Annotated in this window: 16 protein-coding genes and 1 riboswitch; of the genes, 12 read left to right on the forward strand and 4 right to left on the reverse strand. The window is 70.3% G+C overall.

Annotation, left to right across the window (positions count from 1 at the left end; translation table 11 throughout):
- Window positions 1-204 precede the first annotated feature (204 nt).
- The 10 genes from ACH4UK_RS29840 (at window position 205) to ACH4UK_RS29885 (ending at window position 10,231) form a co-directional block, all read left to right on the forward strand.
- Window positions 205-813, forward strand: a complete 609-nt coding sequence (locus ACH4UK_RS29840) for a CDP-alcohol phosphatidyltransferase family protein (RefSeq protein WP_398361236.1) — start codon at window positions 205-207, stop codon at window positions 811-813.
- A gap of 112 nt (window positions 814-925) precedes the next feature.
- The gene (locus ACH4UK_RS29845) at window positions 926-3,421 is read left to right on the forward strand and encodes a sugar phosphate nucleotidyltransferase (protein ID WP_398361238.1); all 2,496 of its coding nucleotides are present in this window, start codon (window positions 926-928) and stop codon (window positions 3,419-3,421) included.
- A gap of 97 nt (window positions 3,422-3,518) precedes the next feature.
- Window positions 3,519-4,433: a DUF881 domain-containing protein gene (locus ACH4UK_RS29850; RefSeq protein WP_398361240.1), complete on the forward strand. Its 915-nt coding sequence runs from the start codon at window positions 3,519-3,521 to the stop codon at window positions 4,431-4,433.
- Window positions 4,430-4,762, forward strand: a complete 333-nt coding sequence (locus tag ACH4UK_RS29855; protein ID WP_003970459.1) for a small basic family protein — start codon at window positions 4,430-4,432, stop codon at window positions 4,760-4,762. The genes ACH4UK_RS29850 and ACH4UK_RS29855 overlap by 4 nt, the downstream gene beginning before the upstream one ends.
- A 5-nt stretch (window positions 4,763-4,767) precedes the next feature.
- Window positions 4,768-5,577, forward strand: a complete 810-nt coding sequence (locus ACH4UK_RS29860; protein WP_398361242.1) for a DUF881 domain-containing protein — start codon at window positions 4,768-4,770, stop codon at window positions 5,575-5,577.
- Window positions 5,578-5,767: 190 nt separating this feature from the next.
- Window positions 5,768-6,547 carry an FHA domain-containing protein gene (locus tag ACH4UK_RS29865; protein WP_398361244.1) on the forward strand — a complete coding sequence of 260 codons (780 nt, stop codon included), beginning with the start codon at window positions 5,768-5,770 and terminating at the stop codon, window positions 6,545-6,547.
- 41 nt (window positions 6,548-6,588) lie between these two features.
- Window positions 6,589-7,332: a MerR family transcriptional regulator gene (locus ACH4UK_RS29870; protein ID WP_398361246.1), complete on the forward strand. Its 744-nt coding sequence runs from the start codon at window positions 6,589-6,591 to the stop codon at window positions 7,330-7,332.
- Window positions 7,333-7,385: 53 nt separating this feature from the next.
- Window positions 7,386-7,859 (forward strand): bifunctional nuclease family protein, encoded by a 474-nt coding sequence (locus ACH4UK_RS29875; RefSeq protein WP_006123076.1) that lies wholly within the window; start codon window positions 7,386-7,388, stop codon window positions 7,857-7,859.
- 168 nt (window positions 7,860-8,027) lie between these two features.
- Complete coding sequence (locus tag ACH4UK_RS29880) at window positions 8,028-8,654, forward strand: MerR family transcriptional regulator (protein ID WP_398361248.1); 627 nt, start codon at window positions 8,028-8,030, stop codon at window positions 8,652-8,654.
- Between the two features lie 116 nt (window positions 8,655-8,770).
- Window positions 8,771-10,231, forward strand: a complete 1,461-nt coding sequence (locus tag ACH4UK_RS29885) for a DNA polymerase IV (RefSeq protein WP_398361250.1) — start codon at window positions 8,771-8,773, stop codon at window positions 10,229-10,231.
- Here ACH4UK_RS29885 and ACH4UK_RS29890 read toward each other — a convergent pair.
- Window positions 10,153-10,524, reverse strand: a complete 372-nt coding sequence (locus ACH4UK_RS29890; protein ID WP_398361251.1) for a PRC-barrel domain-containing protein — start codon at window positions 10,522-10,524, stop codon at window positions 10,153-10,155. The two genes, ACH4UK_RS29885 and ACH4UK_RS29890, sit on opposite strands and share 79 nt — an antisense overlap.
- 132 nt (window positions 10,525-10,656) lie before the next feature.
- Window positions 10,657-10,754, forward strand: a riboswitch (glycine riboswitch).
- Between the two features lie 192 nt (window positions 10,755-10,946).
- Here ACH4UK_RS29890 and gcvP point away from each other — a divergent pair.
- Complete coding sequence (gcvP, locus tag ACH4UK_RS29895; protein ID WP_398361253.1) at window positions 10,947-13,832, forward strand: aminomethyl-transferring glycine dehydrogenase; 2,886 nt, start codon at window positions 10,947-10,949, stop codon at window positions 13,830-13,832.
- 103 nt (window positions 13,833-13,935) lie between these two features.
- Here gcvP and ACH4UK_RS29900 read toward each other — a convergent pair whose 3' ends face one another.
- Entirely contained in the window at window positions 13,936-14,142 is a 207-nt protein-coding gene (locus ACH4UK_RS29900) for a DUF5999 family protein (RefSeq protein WP_398361255.1), read from the reverse strand.
- Window positions 14,143-14,468: 326 nt separating this feature from the next.
- A complete protein-coding gene (locus ACH4UK_RS29905; RefSeq protein WP_398361256.1) occupies window positions 14,469-15,053 on the reverse strand; it encodes a hypothetical protein in 585 nt (194 codons plus the stop codon).
- Between the two features lie 483 nt (window positions 15,054-15,536).
- Between ACH4UK_RS29905 and ACH4UK_RS29910 the strand changes: the two genes are divergently transcribed.
- Window positions 15,537-17,042 carry a glutamate--cysteine ligase gene (locus tag ACH4UK_RS29910; protein ID WP_398361258.1) on the forward strand — a complete coding sequence of 502 codons (1,506 nt, stop codon included), beginning with the start codon at window positions 15,537-15,539 and terminating at the stop codon, window positions 17,040-17,042.
- A gap of 82 nt (window positions 17,043-17,124) precedes the next feature.
- Here ACH4UK_RS29910 and ACH4UK_RS29915 read toward each other — a convergent pair whose 3' ends face one another.
- Window positions 17,125-18,918 carry a substrate-binding and VWA domain-containing protein gene (locus ACH4UK_RS29915; RefSeq protein WP_398361260.1) on the reverse strand — a complete coding sequence of 598 codons (1,794 nt, stop codon included), beginning with the start codon at window positions 18,916-18,918 and terminating at the stop codon, window positions 17,125-17,127.
- Window positions 18,919-19,077 lie beyond the last annotated feature (159 nt).

Genomic DNA, 19,077 nt, shown 5'->3' on the forward strand with positions numbered 1-19,077 from the left:
GCAGGGGGGACCCTGTGGGAGAGTAGGACGCCGCCGAACAATTTTTCCGGGAAAGCCCCGTGCCATTGGCACGGGGCTTTTCTGCGTTCCGGACCCTCCAGACCGCGCATCGCCTCAGCCCCTCCACCCCCGTGCACCCGCCGGCGGAGGCTGAGGGTAGGGTCAGGGGGCATCATTGGCACGTTCTTCACAGGAGGCCCCCGGGTGGAGGTCCAGGAGACTCGGGTCCAGACGGACCGGGTCCTCACCATCCCCAACATCCTCAGCATGGCTCGCCTTGTCGGGGTACCGCTCTTCCTGTGGCTGATTCTTCGCCCCGTGTTCGGAGGGCCCAACAGCGACAACTGGGCGCTGCTGGTGCTGATGCTCAGCGGCATCAGCGACTACCTCGACGGGAAGCTCGCCCGCAAGTGGAACCAGATCAGCAGCCTCGGCCGGCTCCTGGACCCGGCGGCGGACCGCCTCTACATCCTTTCCACCCTGGTCGGCCTCACCTGGCGCGAGATTCTGCCCCTGTGGGTCACCGCGGCCCTTCTCGCCCGGGAACTGATGCTTCTCGTGATGGTGGCCATCCTGCGCCGCCACGGCTATCCGCCCCCGCAGGTCAACTTCCTCGGGAAAGCTGCAACCTTCAACCTCATGTACGCCTTCCCCTTGTTGCTGCTCAGCGACGGGAGTGGTTGGCTGGCCACACTGGCCGCCGTTTTCGGATGGGCGTTCGCAGGATGGGGTACAACGCTCTACTGGTGGGCAGGGATCCTCTACGTGGTTCAGGTCCGTCGGCTTGTGAAGACGGATGCAGTAGCCGATTGAGCTCGTTGATGCGGTGCCGCGCAGTGTGGCCGGCCCGCGGTTGATGTCTTGAAAGATGCCCCGACGGGCGAACTCGGCTAACCGTCGTCTCTTCTAGGAGGACGTTTCCGACATGAAGGCCGTCGTGATGGCTGGTGGCGAAGGCACACGTCTTCGCCCCATGACCTCGAGCATGCCCAAACCGCTCCTGCCTGTGGCCAACCGGCCCATCATGGAGCATGTGCTGCGGCTGCTCAAGCGGCATGGGCTCAGTGAAACAGTCGTGACCGTCCAGTTTCTCGCTTCCCTCGTCAAGAATTATTTCGGGGACGGCGAGGAGCTCGGGATGGAGCTCACCTATGCCAATGAAGAGAAGCCACTCGGCACAGCGGGGAGCGTGAAGAACGCCGAGGAGGCGTTGAAGGACGACACGTTCCTCGTCATTTCCGGTGACGCGCTCACCGACTTCGACCTCACCGACCTCATCGCGTTCCACAAGGAAAAGGGCGGACTCGTCACCGTCTGCCTGACCCGGGTTCCCAATCCGCTGGAATTCGGGATCACCATCGTGGACGAGAACGGTCAGGTCGAACGGTTCCTGGAGAAGCCGACCTGGGGACAGGTCTTCTCCGACACCGTGAACACCGGTATCTACGTCATGGAGCCCGAGGTCTTCGACTACGTCCAGGCCGACACCTCCGTCGACTGGTCCGGTGACGTCTTCCCTCAGCTGATGAAGGAGGGCAAGCCCATCTACGGCTACATCGCCGAGGGCTACTGGGAGGACGTGGGCACCCACGAGAGTTACGTCAAGGCCCAGGCGGACGTCCTGGAGCGCAAGGTCGACGTGGAGCTCGACGGCTTCGAGATCTCGCCCGGCGTGTGGGTCGCCGAAGGGGCGGAGGTCCACCCCGACGCAGTGCTGCGCGGGCCGCTGTACATCGGCGACTACGCCAAGGTCGAGGCGGACGTCGAGATCCGCGAGCACACCGTCGTGGGGTCGAACGTCGTCGTCAAGACGGGCGCGTTCCTCCACAAGGCCGTGGTGCACGACAACGTCTACATCGGACAGCACAGCAACCTCCGGGGCTGCGTGGTCGGCAAGAACACCGACATCATGCGTGCGGCCCGGATCGAGGACGGCGCCGTCATCGGTGACGAATGCCTGGTCGGCGAGGAGTCGATCATCCAGGGCAATGTACGGGTGTATCCGTTCAAGACCATCGAGGCCGGCGCGTTCGTCAACACCTCGGTGATCTGGGAATCCCGCGGACAGGCGCATCTCTTCGGAGCGCGCGGAGTCTCCGGGATCCTGAACGTCGAGATCACCCCCGAACTGGCCGTACGACTGGCGGGCGCCTACGCCACGACCCTGAAGAAGGGCTCGACGGTCACGACCGCCCGTGACCACTCCCGAGGCGCGCGTGCCCTCAAGCGGGCCGTCATCTCGGCTCTCCAGGCCAGCGCCATCGACGTCCGGGACCTGGAGAACGTCCCTCTGCCCGTGGCACGCCAGCAGACCGCCCGGGGCAGCGCGGGCGGCATCATGATCCGTACGTCGCCCGGAGTGCCCGACTCGGTGGACATCATGTTCATCGACGAGCGGGGCGCGGACCTCTCGCAGGCCCAGCAGCGCAAGCTCGACCGGGTCTACGCACGCCAGGAGTACCGCAGGGCCTTCCCCGGCGAGATCGGGGACCTGCACTTCCCGTCCAGCGTGTTCGACTCGTACACCGGGTCGCTCCTGCGGAATGTCGACGTCGAGGGCATCGCGGACTCCGGGCTCAAGGTCGTCGTCGACGCGTCCAACGGGAGCGCCGGGCTCGTCCTGCCCAGCCTGCTCGGCCGGCTCGGGGTGGACGCGCTGACGATCAACCCCGGGCTCGACGAGTCGCGGCCCACCGAGTCCGCCGACACCCGGCGGGCCGGTCTGGTGCGGCTCGGGGAGATCGTGTCCTCGGCACGGGCCGCCTTCGGGGTGCGGTTCGACCCGGTGGGGGAGCGGCTCTCCCTCGTCGACGAACTGGGCCGGATCATCGAGGACGACCGGGCCCTGCTGGTCCTCCTCGATCTCGTCGCCGCCGAGCGGCGCAGCGGTCGTGTCGCCCTGCCGGTGACGACCACGCGCGTCGCCGAGCAGGTGGCGGCCTACCACGGCACGCAGGTGGAGTGGACGACCACCTCGCCCGACGACCTGACCCGGGTGGGCCGTGAAGAGGCCACCATCTTCGGAGGAGACGGGCGCGGAGGGTTCATCGTTCCCGAATTCAGCAGCGTCTTCGACGGGACGGCCGCTTTCGTGCGGCTCATCGGGCTCGTCGCGCGGACCCAGCTGACCCTGAGCCAGATCGACGCCCGCATCCCCCGGGCGCACGTCCTGCGCCGCGATCTGGCGACGCCCTGGGCCGTCAAGGGGCTCGTCATGCGCCGGGTCGTCGAAGCGGCCGGTGACCGCAGTGTCGACACCACGGACGGGGTCCGCGTGGTCGAGGCGGACGGGCGGTGGATCATGGTCCTGCCCGACCGGGCGGAGGCCGTCACCCATCTGTGGGCGGAAGGCCCGGACGACGCCTCGGCCCAGGCACTGCTCGACGAGTGGGCCGCGGTGGTGGACAGCGCCGGAGACTGATCTCAGGACGGTGCGCCGCGACGCCCCGGGCAGGGGGTCGCGGCGCACCGGTGGGGCCGTTCGGCGGTAGCTGTGATGACGTGCGACGATGTGCGGCATGTCGCAGCAGTCCCCCGATCGGAGCACCGCCTCGCCGCCCGCACGCCCCGACGCCTCCATGTCGCTGCTGAACAACGTGATGGACCACAGTCTCGACGACGGCTACGCGGAGGCGTCGGCGCGGCGCAAGGCCGACGGGAGCGCGGGCCTGCCCCGTACGCTCAAGTCGAAGCTCGGCCTGGCCGCCGGACTGGTGGTGGCCGCCCTGGTCGTCACCCTCGGCGCCGCCGAGGCTCGGATCTCCGCGCCGGTCGTCGCCAAGGAGCGCGAAGAGCTGATCGACCGGATCGACGCGGAGACGCAGGCCGCGGACAGCCTGGAGTCGGATGTCGACGAGCTCCGCTCCGATGTGAGTGAACGTCAGCGCAAGGCCCTCGAGCAGCACGGTGGGGACCAGGGAGAGCTGGTGGCCCTGTTGTCCGGGGCCACTCCGGTCGAGGGACCCGGGGTGAAGCTGATCGTCGACGACGCCAAGGACACCGACCAGGGCGGCGGCGGGCCTCGTGAGTCGACGGGCTTCGCCGACACCGGGCGGGTGCGCGACCGGGACATGCAGCGGGTCGTCAACGGTCTGTGGGAGTCCGGGGCCGAGGCCATCGCCATCAATGGGCAAAGGCTGACGGCCCTGTCGGCCATCCGGGCCGCCGGCGACGCCATACTGGTCGACAACAGACCGCTCGTGCCGCCGTACACGGTGCTCGCGGTGGGGGACGGGAAGAAGCTCGCGACCGCGTTCCAGGACAGCGCCGACGGCCAGTACCTGCAGGCGCTCAAGGAGAGCTTCGACATCCGCACCAGCATCTCCGATGAGGCGAAGGTGCGGCTTCCGGCCGCGCCGAGCCTCATCGTCCGTACAGCAGAGCCGAAGGCCGCCGGCAGTGGTGCGGCAGACACAGGGAAAGGCACATCGTGATCGCCGTACTGGGCCTCGTCGTGGGAGTCGTGGTCGGACTGTTGGTCCGGCCCGAGGTACCGGCGGTGGTCGAGCCCTATCTGCCGATCGCGGTGGTCGCGGCGCTCGACGCCGTCTTCGGCGGTCTGCGGGCCATGCTCGACGGCATCTTCGTCGACAAGGTCTTCGTGGTCTCCTTCCTCTCCAACGTCGTGGTGGCCGCGCTGATCGTCTTCCTCGGCGACAAACTGGGTGTCGGTGCTCAGCTCTCCACGGGTGTGGTGGTCGTGCTCGGCATCCGGATCTTCTCCAACGCCGCCGCGATCCGCCGGCACGTCTTCCGGGCTTGAGGCCGATGAACAACGACGAGAACTCCCGCAGCGAACAGCCCGAGAGCGGCGCGTCCGCCGCTCCGGACGCTCCCGCGCCGCCGCCTGCCGAAGAGGTGTCCGGCCGGCAGCGGCTGCTGGCGGGCCTGTGGCCGCCGCGGCTGAGCCGGGCCCAACTGATCGTCGCCGTGCTGCTGTTCGGACTCGGTCTGGGACTCGCCATCCAGGTGCGGTCCACCAGCGACGACAGCGCGCTGCGCGGCGCCCGGCAGGAGGACCTGGTCCGCATCCTCGACGAGGTCGACGACCGGACCCAGCGCCTGGAGGACGAGAAGCAGCGCCTGGACGATCAGCGCACCGAGCTGGAGAACAGCTCCGACCAGGCCGAGGAGGCCCGGAAGCAGACGCTGGAGAAGGAACGCCAGCTCGGCATCCTCGCGGGCACCGTGGCGGCCGAGGGCCCCGGCATCACGCTGACGATCACCGATCCCTCGGGGGCGGTCGCCCCCGACATGCTGCTCGACGCCCTTCAGGAACTGCGGGCGGCGGGGGCCGAGGCGATCCAGGTCAACGGGGTGCGGGTGGTGGCCAACACCTATTTCTCCGGGGACGGCGGGAACGTCCAGGTGGACGGCAAGAAGATCGAGGCGCCGTACGAGTTCACGGTGATCGGCAAGCCGCAGGATCTGGAGCCCGCGCTCAACATCCCCGGCGGTGTGGTCCAGACGCTGGAGAAGGAGCAGGCCACGGTGCTCGTGGAACGGTCCGACGACATCGTCGTGGACGCCTTGCGACCGGCGCAGCGGCCTGACTACGCTCGGTCGTCAACCCCGTGAGCGGGGCGAGTGTGAAGGCCCGTGGAGCGGGTCGGAGGGTTGCGGGGGGTCGGCGCACCGGATTGGTGGTGCGTGGTGGAAACTGTCGGGTGGATACGGACGTTGTGAAGATGTCCGGGTCGGCAGGTGTGTTCAATCAGGGTTCGTCCTGCCCCACGGGCGGGTCTATGTCGGTCAAGGGGAATCGCCCGTGAAGTTGTTTGCGAAGTTGTTCGGGAAGAGTGCACGCGAGGACAGCAACAGTGCTGCCCGCCACCGCGCGCCGCGCCACGGTCAGGGCGAGGAGCAGGAGGCGGAGCGTCCGCTCTTCCGCGACGAGGTGTCCGGTGCCCCGGGTGGCGACGGCGTGTCGTCTGTTGACCCTGCCGGTGCCGGACGCATAGGTTTCGGCGAACCATCAGCCTCGAGTACGGGTGGAGGGTTCACCCCGGAGGGCTCGCCGATGCCGGTCTGTACGAGGTGCGGTCACCGCAACGCGGAGGCCAGCAGGTTCTGCTCCAACTGCGGCGCGCCGCTGCGGGGCGGCGTTCCCGAGCGCCCCTCGGAGACGACGTCCACGATCTCCATCTCCGGTCTCGAGGCGTACGAGGCGGAGGCGACGGGCCAGACCGCACTGCCCTCGCTCTCCCCGGAGGCTCAGGCCGCGGTCGACGCGCTGCCCGCGGGCTCGGCGCTGCTGGTCGTGCGGCGCGGCCCGAATTCCGGCAGCCGCTTCCTGCTCGACAGCGACCTGACCACGGCGGGCCGTCACCCGCAGAGCGATATTTTTCTCGATGACGTGACCGTGTCGCGGCGTCATGTGGAGTTCCGCAGGAGCCCGGACGGTAGCTTCACCGTGGGTGACGTCGGCAGCCTCAACGGCACCTACGTCAACCGTGAGCGCATCGATTCGGTCCAGCTGTCCAACGGCGACGAAGTCCAGATCGGAAAGTACCGCCTGGTCTTCTATGCGAGCCCGCGGGGCGTGTGACCAGCCCCGGACCCGGTCCGGGGGGACCCCCAGGAAGGCCCATGCTGCGAACACCGACAGGCGGTGCCGGCCACGGCACCGCCACCGCGGAAGCGCGCCCGATGAGCATCGGAGCGGTGCTCATCCAGCTGCGCGAGGAGTTTCCCGAAGTCACCATCTCCAAGATCCGGTTCCTGGAGGCGGAGGGGCTCATCGAGCCGCAGCGCACTCCTTCCGGATACCGCAAGTTCGCCCCGTGCGATGTGGAGCGCCTGGCGCAGGTGCTCCGTATGCAGCGGGACCACTATCTGCCGCTGAAGGTCATCCGGGAGCACCTGGACGCGCTGGCGCGGGGGGAGCAGCCGGTCCTGCCCTCGCCCGGCGGGCAGCGGGACCTCGCCGACGGGGTGTGGGAGGCCGGTCCCGGAGCGGCGACCGCCGCCCGGATCGGGCGGGCCGAACTGCTCGCGGCGGCCGAGGTCGACGAGGACCGGTTGGCCGAATGGGAGTCCTACGGCCTCATCGTCCCGGCCTCCGAGGGCGGCTACGACGCCGAGATGGTGACCGTCGCCAAGCTGGTGGCGGATCTGGGGCGTTTCGGCCTGGAACCGCGTCATCTTCGGGCCATGCGGGCCTCCGCCGACCGGGAGGCGGGGCTGGTGGAGCAGCTGGTCGCGCCCCTGCGCCGGCACCGCAATCCGCAGACCAGAGCCCATGCCGAGGCCACCGCGAACGAGCTCGCCGAGCTCTCCGTACGGCTGCACGCGGCACTCGTGCAGAGCGCTCTGCGCAGCCGTCTGCACTGACATCGGCGGAGCCCGACTACCCAAACATGGCGAGCACGTCCTAGGGTTGCTGTGTGAACGAGCTCGACGTTGTCGGTGTCCGGGTGGAAATGCCCTCCAACCAACCGATCGTTCTCCTGCGTGAAGTGGGAGGCGACCGGTACCTCCCCATTTGGATCGGTCCTGGGGAGGCGACCGCGATCGCCTTCGCCCAGCAGGGCATGGCGCCCGCCAGGCCGCTGACCCATGACCTGTTCAAGGATGTGCTCGAGGCCGTGGGCCAGGAGCTCACCGAGGTCCGGATCACGGACCTCCGAGAAGGGGTCTTCTACGCGGAGCTCGTCTTCGCCAGCGGAGTGGAGGTGAGCGCCCGGCCCTCCGACGCCATAGCGCTCGCCCTGCGGACCGGCACGCCGATCTACGGCAGTGACGGCGTGCTGGACGATGCGGGCATCGCGATCCCCGACGAGCAGGAGGACGAGGTGGAGAAGTTCCGCGAATTCCTCGACCAGATCTCTCCGGAGGACTTCGGCACGAACAGCCAGTGACCTCCCGCAAGGGTGTCGTCAAGCGCATCCGACAAGCCTTTCCCGGAAACGAGACACGGGAAACCACCCTCAGGGTGATTATCACTCGGCGTGCCGAGTGTGGCGATCGTTGACGCACCCCGAGTGACTGCCTACCTTCGAGTGGGCAGGTCAAGGACGGAGGTCGGCGTGAGAAGCAGCGGCGACGGTACGGCGGCGGGTGGGCCGTATCCGCAGCACGGCAGTGGAGCCGACCACACCATCAGGCAGCCGGTTCAACCGGCCGCGGTGGCGGCGGACGGCGTGGCAGCGGCGAGCGGTGCCGGCGACATCGGCTATCGCGGACCGACGGCGTGCGCGGCGGCGGGGATCACCTACCGCCAACTGGACTACTGGGCGCGCACGGGGCTGGTCGAGCCCAGTGTGCGTCCGGCCTACGGGTCGGGGACCCAGCGTCTCTACAGTTTCCGGGACGTGGTTCTCCTCAAGATCGTCAAGCGGTTCCTGGACACCGGGGTCGCTCTGCAGAACATCCGCACCACGGTCCAGCATCTGCGGGCCCGCGGTTTCCAGGACCTCGAGCGCATGACGTTGATGAGCGACGGGGCCACGGTCTACGAGTGCTCCTCGCCCGACGAGGTCGTCAGTCTGCTCCAGGGCGGGCAGGGAGTCTTCGGGATCGCCGTCGGCGTCGTCTGGCGGGACGTGGACGCGGCGCTGTCGCAACTGCACGGTGAGCGGGTCGACACCGGCGAGACGCTGGTCGGCCACAACCCGGCGGACGAGCTGGCGCGGCGGCGCAACCGCGCCGGCTGAGCACCCCGACGGGCAGCACGGCGCACAGTACGAAGAACGGCACAACGGGACGGTGCGGCAGCCCCACGGGGCGCCGCACCGTCCCGTTGTCAGTGCCGTAGGGCAGCATCGACGGTGTGAGACCCGCGCCCACCATCCTTCACCTGGACATGGACGCCTTCTACGCGTCGGCGGAGCAGGCGTCCAAGCCGAGCCTGCGCGGCAAGGCGGTCGTGGTGGGCGGCCTCGGCCCCCGCGGAGTGGTCGCCACCGCCTCGTACGAAGCCCGGCGCCTGGGCGTTCACTCGGCGATGCCCACCGCCCAGGCCCGGCGGCTCGCCCCGAACGCGGCCTACCTGGTGCCCCGCTTCTCGCTGTACCGGACCGTGAGCGACCAGGTGATGGAGCTCCTGGGGCGGCTGTCGCCCCTGGTGGAGCTGCTCAGCCTGGACGAGGCCTTCGTGGACCTGGAGGCGGGTGGAAGGGCGGACGACGCGGCGTCCGCCCGCGCGACGGGCGAGGGGCTGCGGACGGCCATCCGCACGGTGACCGGTCTCAGCGGATCCGTCGGGCTGGCGGGTTCCAAGATGCTCGCCAAGATCGCCTCCGAGGAGGCCAAGCCCGACGGGCTGCTCATCATCGAGCCGGGCACCGAGCGCGAGCTGCTCGCCCCGATGTCCGTCCGCATCCTGCCGGGGGTCGGCCCGGCCACCGGCGACCATCTCCGACGCGCCGGGATGACCACCGTCCACGACCTGGCCGAGGCGGGCGAGGCGGAGCTCGTACGGCTGGTCGGCAAGGCCCACGGCCACGGGCTCTACCGGATGGCGCTGGGGCTCGACGACCGGCCGGTGGTCGCCGAGCGGGACGCCAAGTCCGTATCGGTGGAGGACACCTTCGACGTGGACCTGCACGACCGGGTGCGGGTGCGCGCCGAGGTGGAGCGGCTGGCCGTGCGGTGCGTGGAGCGGCTGCGCGCCGCCGACCGGTCGGGGCGCACGGTGGTGCTGAAGGTGCGCCGCTACGACTTCTCCACGCTGACCCGCTCCGAGACCCTCAGAGGCCCCACGGACGACCCCACGGTGGTCCGCGAGGCGGCGGGGCGGCTGCTGGAGTCCGTCGACACCACGGGGGGCGTACGGCTGCTGGGGGTCGGTGTGACGGGGCTGGCCGACTACACCCAGGAGGACCTGTTCGCCCAGGCCGCCGACGCCCGGGAGCTCGCCCAGCGGGCCCAGGAGGAGCACCGGGCGCCCGCCGTGGAGGGCGACGGGGAGGAGGCCGCCCCCGAGCCCGAGCCGGACAGCGCCGAGCTGCTCGCCGCACGGCGCTGGCCCGCCGGGCACGACGTGCACCACGAGGAGCACGGCCACGGCTGGGTCCAGGGCAGCGGCGTCGGCCGGGTCACCGTCCGGTTCGAGGAACCGTGGAGCGCGCCCGGCCGGGTGCTCACGTTCCGCATCGACGATCCGCTGCTGCGGCCCGCCGATCCGCTGCCGCTCGTCCGTGAAGCGGCCGACTACTCCTCCTGGCCCGCCAGCCTGCCGAAGTCCCGGTCGGGCGCCGACTCCTCCGGGGGCGGGGAGTCCAGTCCGTAATGCCGGTAGAGCTGAAGTTCCTGCTCGGGCGAGAGGTGCCGGCCGACGCCGAAGTCCGGCGCGTCCTTGATCACCGCGCGGTCGAAGGGGACGCGCAGCGCGTCCTCGACGAATTCGCTGGGTTCCAGGGGGACGAAGGCGTCCCTGCTGAACAGGCCGGTGCGGACGGCAGCCCACTCGGGCACACCCGTCGCGTCGTCGAGATAGACCTCATCCACCGTTCCGATCTTGGCGCCCTTGCGATCGAATGCCTTGCGGCCGATCAGGCGGCGCGGATCGATATCGGTCTGCACGGTGCCTCCCACTGGTCGCAACTGCTCAGGGTGGTCCCTGTTGCTCCACCAGCACCACACAAGTGCAGATCCGTGGTGTCGGCCACTCGAGAGCTCCGCCGCAGTGGCCGCTGGTAGGCTGGCAGTGGCTGCTGACCCCGTGCGGGAGAGTCCTCCGGTGCAGAATCCGGAGGCGCCGAAGGAGCAACTCCTCCCCGGAATCTCTCAGGCCCCCGTACCGCACGGACGAGGTCACTCTGGAAAGCAGGGCGGTTCCGTGTGGGTGCAGACCCGGACGGACTCGACCCTCACCGACGGTGAAAGTCGGCACGCCTCGTGCGCGCCGGTGAAGCTCTCAGGTTGAGATGACAGAGGGGGAGGCCGTTCGGGCACCCGCGCCGTGGTGCCCCTCGCAGGTCGTGACAGACCAGGAGGCCTCCACCATGACCCCCCGTCGCACTCCGCTCTCCCAGCTGGAGCAGGGCATTCCGTTCGAGCAGCGCCACATAGGGCCCGACGCCGGGGCCCAGGCGAAGATGCTCGCCCAGGTCGGCTACGGCTCCCTCGACGAGCTGACCGCCGCCGCGGTGCCCGATGTGATCAAGAGCGCGGAGGCCCTGAACCTTCCGTCGGCGCGCACCGAGGCGGAGGTCCTGGCCGAGCTGCGCTCGCTGGCCGACCGCAACCAGGTGCTGGCCCCGATGATCGGCCTCGGCTACCACGGCACCTTCACGCCGCCCGTCATCCTGCGCAACGTCATGGAGAACCCCGCGTGGTACACGGCCTACACGCCGTACCAGCCGGAGATCTCCCAGGGCCGGCTCGAAGCCCTCCTGAACTTCCAGACGATGGTCGCCGAGCTGACCGGGCTGCCCACCTCCGGCGCCTCCCTGCTCGACGAGGGCACCGCGGCCGCCGAGGCGATGGCCCTGGCCCGGCGCGTCGGCAAGGTCAAGAACGGCGTCTTCCTGGTCGACGCCGACACCCTGCCCCAGACCGTCGCGGTGATCGAGACCCGCGCCGAGCCCACCGGTGTCGAGGTCGTCGTCGCCGACCTGAGCGACGGCATCCCCGCCGAGATCGCCGAGCGCGGCGTCTTCGGTGTGCTGCTCCAGTACCCGGGCGCCTCCGGAGCCGTGCGCGCCATCGAGCCCGTCATCGAGCAGGCCCACGGGCTCGGCGCGATCGTCACCGTCGCCGCCGACCTGCTGGCCCTCACACTGCTCACCTCGCCCGGCGCGCTCGGCGCGGACATCGCGGTCGGCACCACCCAGCGCTTCGGTGTCCCGATGGGCTTCGGCGGCCCGCACGCCGGCTTCATGGCGGTCCGCGAGAAGTTCGCCCGCTCCCTGCCCGGCCGCCTCGTCGGCGTCTCCGTCGACGCCGACGGCAACAAGGCCTACCGCCTGGCCCTCCAGACCCGCGAGCAGCACATCCGCCGCGAGAAGGCCACCAGCAACATCTGCACCGCGCAGGTCCTGCTCGCCGTCATGGCCGGGATGTACGCGGTCTACCACGGCCCCGACGGGCTGCGGACGATCGCCCGGCGCACCCACCGCTTCGCCGCGATCCTGGCCGACGGCCTGCGGAGCGCCGGGGCCGAGGTCGTGCACGGCGCGTTCTTCGACACCCTGACCGTGCGCGCCCCCGGCAAGGCCGCGGCCATCGTCGCGGACGCCCGGGAGCGCGGGGTCAACCTCCGCCTGGTCGACGCCGACCACGTCTCCGCCGCCTGCGACGAGACCACCACCCGGGCGCAGATCTCCGCCGTCTGGGCCGCCTTCGGCGCCGACGGCGACATCGAGGCACTGGACGCCGCGGTCGCCGACGCGCTGCCCGAGGGGCTCCTGCGCTCCGACGACATCCTGACCCACCCGGTCTTCCACCAGCACCGCTCCGAGACCGCGATGCTGCGCTACCTGCGCAAGCTCGCCGACCGCGACTACGCGCTGGACCGCGGCATGATCCCGCTCGGCTCCTGCACCATGAAGCTGAACGCGACCGCCGAGATGGAGTCGATCACCTGGCCCGAGTTCGGCGCGCTGCACCCCTTCGCACCGGCCGAGCAGGCACAGGGCTTCCTCACCCTCATCCGTGAGCTGGAGGAGCGCCTCGCCGAGGTCACCGGCTACGACGCGGTGTCCATCCAGCCCAACGCCGGCTCCCAGGGCGAGTTCGCCGGTCTGCTGGCCGTCCGGGCGTACCACCGGGCCAACGGCGACGACCAGCGCACCGTCTGTCTCATCCCGTCCTCCGCGCACGGCACCAACGCCGCCAGCGCCGTGATGGCGGGCATGAAGGTCGTCGTGGTGAAGACCGCCGACGACGGCGAGGTCGACATCGCGGATCTGCGCGCCAAGATCGAGCTGCACCGCGACGAGCTGGCCGTGCTCATGATCACCTACCCGTCCACCCACGGGGTGTTCGAGGAGCACGTCGCCGACATCTGCGGCGAGGTGCACGACGCGGGCGGCCAGGTCTACGTCGACGGCGCCAACCTCAACGCGCTGGTCGGGCTCGCCAAGCCCGGCAAGTTCGGCGGCGACGTCTCGCACCTGAACCTGCACAAGACCTTCTGCATCCCGCACGGCGGCGGCGGCCCCGGCGTCGGCCCGGTCGGCGTCCGCGCCCACCTCGCTCCGTACCTCCCCAACCACCCGCTCCAGCCCGCCGCGGGCCCGGAGACCGGTGTGGGCCCGATCTCGGCCGCCCCGTGGGGCTCGGCGGGCATTCTGCCGATCTCCTGGGCGTACGTCCGTCTGATGGGCGGCGAGGGACTCAAGCGCGCCACGCAGGTCGCCGTGCTGGCCGCGAACTACATCGCCAAGCGGCTGGAGCCGCACTTCCCGATCCTCTACAACGGCCCGGCCGGTCTGGTCGCGCACGAGTGCATCGTGGACCTGCGCCCGATCTCCAAGGCGACCGGCGTCTCCATCGACGATGTTGCCAAGCGCCTGATCGACTACGGCTTCCACTCGCCGACCATGTCGTTCCCGGTGGCCGGCACGCTGATGATCGAGCCGACGGAGAGCGAGGACCTCGCGGAGCTCGACCGGTTCTGCGACACCATGATCGCGATCCGCGCCGAGATCGAGAAGGTCGCCTCGGGGGAGTGGGGCAAGGACGACAACCCGCTGACCAACGCCCCCCACACCGCGGCCGCGCTCGGCGGCGACTGGGAGCACGCCTACAGCCGCGAGGAGGCCGTCTTCCCGGCCGGTGTGTCCCCCGCGGACAAGTACTGGCCGCCGGTGCGCCGGATCGACGGGGCCTTCGGCGACCGGAACCTGGTCTGCTCGTGCCCCCCGCTGGACGCGTACGACAGCTGAGTCGGCCGGTCGCGGGGCGTGCGCCGGGAACGGCGTACCCCGGACATGCGTCGGGGCCGGTGCGGAGATCTCTCCGGGCCGGCCCCTGTTCGTACGACCGTCCTCAGGCGGCCTTCACCACGCGACCGGCTGCCAGCGGCCGGTGCGGGGCGATGATCTGCCCGTCGGGCAGCAGCTCGCCGGTGTCCTCGAAGAGCAGGACGCCGTTGCACAGGAGGCTCCAGCCCTGTTCGGGGTGGTGGGCCGTCAGTCGGGCGGCCTCCCGGTCGGGTGAATCGGCGGTGGGGCAGGATGGCTGGTGCTGGCACATGGATGGGTTCTTTCGCTGCGTCGAGTCGAGTGTCCTGCGGCTGGATGAGTTGTTCATGGCCGCCCCCGTATCAGTCGGTCCGGTCCCAGTGTTGCCCTACGGGGAAGATTCCGCAGGGATTTCGCTGCAGCTCCCGTACTCCTCTCATGACGCGTCACCCGCGCGGACGGTTCACCGCAACTGCACTGTCCCTTTGGGTGGTTCGGGGTGGCCGGATAGGGCTAGTCCGAGTGGGCAGCGCAACGCCCCCGCGGCGACCCGCCCCCGCGTCCCGGCGTACGGGGCGGGGCGGGTGCCACGGGGGCCGGTGGTGTCGGGCCCGGTGGTCAGGCCGAGCTGAGGAGAGGCCCGGGGGCCACCCGCAGCGAGATGACGGGCAGCAGATCGGCGACCCGGTGCGGGCGGTGGGCGGCGATGCCCGGAGGGGCCGGGGCCAGGGGCACCAGGATGTCCGTCGGAGCGAGCACGCCGCCGGCCGGATCGGCCTCGGTGTCGCCGTGCAGCCAGAGCGTGAGCATGTAGAGCTCCGGGACGGACAGCAGCCGGGCCTGGCAGGCGGTGCCCGAGGCCTCCGCCTGCCGGACGGCCAGCTCGGTCGAGGCGAGGTAGGGCCCCTCGAAGAAGTGCGAGAACGTCCAGCCGTCGGGGGTGAGCACGGTGTCCGCCGCGGCAACCGCGCGGCCCTCGCTCCGGATCAGGAAACGCCAGGCCGCGAGCCGTGTCAGGGGTGCTGTCCTGGCGGGAGTGATCCGGTCCAGCACATGGACGGGAAGCGGTAGTTCGGGGCTCAGCGGACCCTGGACGGTCCGGAGAGCGGACGTTCGGGCCTCGCGGACGGCGGTGGGAGAACCGAGGGCCGCGAGAACGCTGCGCAGGGCGGGCGCGGGAGCCGAGGGAACATGCAGCGGCATGGTGGGTTGCCTCTCACTTCGGAGACACGGTGGTGCTTGGGCGGATGCAGACGGCGCTGTCGGCGTGCGGGCCAGAGGAGGCCGGTGACGGGCGAGTCGTATCAACTCTCTGCCTCGTTGAGCGGAGTTTATATGACGCGTGTTCACACAGTGTTTCCGCTAGCAGTCAGGGATATGTCGCACAAGGCGTCATCCGGCCTTCGGATCGCGGTATTCCTGGTGTTTTGGTCTCCCGGTGTCGACCGCGACCTGGCACCTTTCCGGTGGCGTGGTCGGCCGAAACTCGTCGGTGTTTCCACCACGCATGCTCCGGCCGAAAATGCGGACGGCCGTATGCCGCGGGAATGTGCCTCCGGTCTCCTTCCATCAGACTATCGGGTATCGGAGGCCCGTGGGGCGTTACGGATCACTTCCGCTGGGCATTATCGATCGTGATGCGAGCGGCCTGGGCTGTGGGCCGTCCACGGGAGGAGGGACCCCTCGATGGGGGAGAAGGTCGTGGCGGAAGCCGTTGACCTGTCCGATCGACAGGCGTACCGCACCAAGCTCAACCAGTGCCTGGAGGGGCTGGAGAGACTCCTGGCGGAGCGGAGGTTCGACCGTCCGCGGAACCTGATGGGGCTGGAGATAGAGCTGAATCTCGCGGGTTCCGACGGGATGCCCAGGATGATGAATCAGCAGGTGCTCCAGCGCATCGCGAGCCGGGATTTTCAGACGGAACTGGGGATGTTCAATCTCGAGGTGAATATCGTTCCGCACCGTCTCGGCGGCCGGGTTTTCGACCAGCTCTCGGAGGAGTTGCGGACCGGCCTGGCCTATGCCCACCGCAAGGCGGGCGAGGTGGACGCGGGGATCGTGATGATCGGAATCCTGCCCACCCTCGGCGAGCATGACGTGGTGTCCGCGAATCTCTCGGACGTGGACCGGTACACCCTGCTCAACGACCAAATGGCGGCCGCCCGGGGGGAGGATTTCGCCCTGGATATCGAAGGCGTCGAGCGATTGGTCTGCACCTCGCCCTCGATCGCCCCGGAATCGGCCTGCACCTCGGTGCAGCTGCACCTCCAGGTGACGCCGGCCCGGTTCGCCGACGTGTGGAACGCCGCCCAGGCGATCACCGGCGTCCAGATCGCGGTGGGCGCCAACTCCCCCTTCCTCTTCGGCAAGGAGCTGTGGCGGGAGTCCCGGCCGCCGTTGTTCCAGCAGGCGACCGACGTACGGCCGCCGGAGCTGGCGAACCAGGGCGTGCGGCCGAGGACCTGGTTCGGGGAGCGCTGGATCGGCTCCGCCCACGAGCTCTTCGAGGAGAACCTGCGCTATTTCCCGCCGCTGCTGCCGATCTGCGACGACGAGGACCCCCTGAAGGTGCTGGACGAGGGCGGGGTGCCCGAGCTGGCCGAGCTGGTGCTGCACAACGGCACCGTCTACCGCTGGAACCGCCCGGTGTACGGGATCGCCGACGGCGTTCCCCATCTGCGGGTGGAGAACCGGGTGCTGCCCGCCGGACCGACCGTCACCGATGTGATCGCCAACGCCGCGTTCTACTACGGTCTCGTACGGGCGCTCGCCGAGGAGTCCAGGCCGGTGTGGAGCAGACTGCCGTTCGAGGCCGCCGAGGAGAATTTCACCGAGGCCTGCCGGCACGGCATCGAGGCCGAGCTGCTCTGGCCGCGGCCGGGCCGCTCCGGTGGACTGACCCGGATCCCCGCCGTGCAGCTGGTGCTGGAGGAGCTGCTGCCGCTGGCCGCCGCGGGCCTGGACGCCTGGCATATCGAGCCCGCGGACCGGGATCGCTATCTCGGGGTGATCGAGGAGCGCTGCAAGCGGCGCGTCAACGGGGCCTCCTGGCAGGTGGCCACGTACCGCCGGGCCCAGGAGGCCGGACTCGGGCGGGACGCGGCCCTCGCGGCCACCACCCGGCGCTACGCCGAGCTGATGCACGCCGGGGAGCCGGTGCACACCTGGCCGGTGGGCTTCCCGGCGCCCTGAGGCCCGCCGACGCGCCGCACGGTGGTACGCGTCCGGCTTCCGGGCCCGTCACTCCGGGCCGGCGCGTCCGGCTTCCGCCCGGTCACTCCTGGGCGGCGTGTCCGTTCTGTCCCGCCGCCATGATGGCCTGGAGGATCACCGCCCGGATCTCCGCCGGGTCGCTCACCTCGTAGCCGTCGCCGCCGGTGACCCGGGCGATCTCGGCGACCTCCGAGCGGTCCGCGTCCGGGCCCACCGCGATGGCGATGACCGGCACGGGGCGCTCGGGGTCGACGAGCTCCTTCAGTCGCGCGATGAGCCCGCTCCGCGAGATGCCGTGCTCGTCCTGGTTGGAGCCGTCGGTGAGGATCACCAGGGCGTTGAACTTGCCCTTCACGAAGGTCGACCGGGCCTCCTGGTACGAGGCCAGTGTGGTGTCGTACAGCCCGGTCGCGCCGCCCGGCACCGGCCGCAGGCCCGCGAACGCGGCCGTGAGCTTCTCCCGGTGGGTCCCGCCGCCCGCGGCCCGGTCGCCGAGCCGCCGCGTCGGCATGAGCCGCCGGTAGTCCTTCTCGCCGTCCAGCGTGGTGGCGAACTCCCACAGCCCGATCTCGTCGTCGGCGGTGAACTGGTCCACCGCCTGGATCAGCGACTCCTTGGTGACGTCCATCCGGGACTGGCCCCGGCCCGGCACGAACGTCGCCATGGAGCCGGAGGCGTCGACCACCGTGGTCAGCCGGGCGCTCTGCACGGTGATCGTCCACATCCCGAGCGTCTCCCGGAGCTGCTCGGCGGAGGGCGCCTCGGCGGCCTGGGTGGCGTACGGCTGGGGTTTCCTGCCGCCGGCCGACGCGACGAGCGAGTCCCCCGCGGCCCCGTCACCGGCCCGGAACCCGTGCGCGGCGAACGTGGCCAGGGCGTCCCGGTCGCCCAGCAGGTTCATGAAGCGCAGGGCCGCGCGGGACTCCGCGGTGCTCAGCCGTACTTGGTTCACCAGCGTGTACGGGTAGTCCAGCAGCGGGGTGCCGTCCTGCGGGTAGAAGAGGTCCAGCTTGCCCCCGCCGGTCGCCTCCGCGTTGTGCGTGAAGGCCGCCTGCTCGGAGATCAGCACGGCCTGGTTGCGCTTCGGGTTGCCCTCCTCGGCTCCGGACGGGCTCCGCGCGAGGGTCTCCAGCACCTGCGCGTCGCCGTCCGACATCCGCTCGGCGAGCACCTTCGCGGTCTCGGCGACCTCGGTGTCGCTCTCCCCGCCCCGCCGCGCGGACGAGGCGCCGATGCCGGTGAGCGCCAGCAGCCCGGTGGCGCTGCGCGCCGGGTCCGCGACACCGAGGCGCACGCGGTCCGCCCCGAGCGTCCCGGCGACCAACTCGGCCCAGGTGTACGTCTTCTCGGGCCAGCCCAGCGCTCGTGAGGCGGACGGCACCATGGCCAGGGCCACCGGTGAGGCGGCCACGGAGTCGGACGGGGAGATCGGAATGCCCTCGCCCAGTCCCTTGGCTCTCTCCAGCCACAGATCGGAGTCGGGCAGCCAGACCTGGAAGTCGGGTTCCGCGTCCCCGGCGGCGAGTGCTTGGGCGACCTTGTGCGAGTCGCGGGCCCGCACCTCCACCACGAGGCAGCGGCCGTCGGCCCTGGCCTCGTCCGCGCGGGCCCGCTCGGCTATGGAGCGCACGGCGGGGGCGATGTCCGGGGACGCGACCAGGGACAGACGCACGGCGGAGTCCTCGCAGGACTCGGAGAACGACAACAGGCCGCCCTTGGCCGCTACCGCCGTTCCCGTCGCCACGGCGAGGACGAGCAGGGTGGCGATGGCGACCGTACGGCTCCGGCGCCGGGGGCCGGGGTGGTCCCGGGGTCCTTCCGCCGCGTAGCCGTCGGGCAAGCTATGACGTCCCATGTCGGTGGTGCCCCTCCTTGAGGATCGAACAAGGAAAAGAGGGACCACACCATCGGCGATGGTGGTCGTCCCCCGGCCGGTCGCGCATGATCTTCGTACCTGTATTCGAGACCCTAGTGGGACGGTTGGTGGGATGAGACGCGATTGCAGAACAAAAGG

The organism is Streptomyces sp. NPDC020884 (assembly GCF_044333935.1).
Lineage (GTDB): Bacteria > Actinomycetota > Actinomycetes > Streptomycetales > Streptomycetaceae > Streptomyces.

Bases quoted from the DNA above. Each gene is read 5' to 3' on its own strand.
- ACH4UK_RS29845 (WP_398361238.1), top strand. From the start codon at position 926: ATGAAGGCCGTCGTGATGGCTGGTGGCGAAGGCACACGTCTTCGCCCC.
- ACH4UK_RS29850 (WP_398361240.1), top strand. From the start codon at position 3,519: ATGTCGCAGCAGTCCCCCGATCGGAGCACCGCCTCGCCGCCCGCACGC.
- ACH4UK_RS29860 (WP_398361242.1), top strand. From the start codon at position 4,768: ATGAACAACGACGAGAACTCCCGCAGCGAACAGCCCGAGAGCGGCGCG.
- ACH4UK_RS29870 (WP_398361246.1), top strand. From the start codon at position 6,589: ATGCTGCGAACACCGACAGGCGGTGCCGGCCACGGCACCGCCACCGCG.
- gcvP (WP_398361253.1), top strand. From the start codon at position 10,947: ATGACCCCCCGTCGCACTCCGCTCTCCCAGCTGGAGCAGGGCATTCCG.
- ACH4UK_RS29900 (WP_398361255.1), bottom strand. From the start codon at position 14,142: ATGTGCCAGCACCAGCCATCCTGCCCCACCGCCGATTCACCCGACCGG.
- ACH4UK_RS29905 (WP_398361256.1), bottom strand. From the start codon at position 15,053: ATGCCGCTGCATGTTCCCTCGGCTCCCGCGCCCGCCCTGCGCAGCGTT.
- ACH4UK_RS29910 (WP_398361258.1), top strand. From the start codon at position 15,537: ATGGGGGAGAAGGTCGTGGCGGAAGCCGTTGACCTGTCCGATCGACAG.
- ACH4UK_RS29915 (WP_398361260.1), bottom strand. From the start codon at position 18,918: ATGGGACGTCATAGCTTGCCCGACGGCTACGCGGCGGAAGGACCCCGG.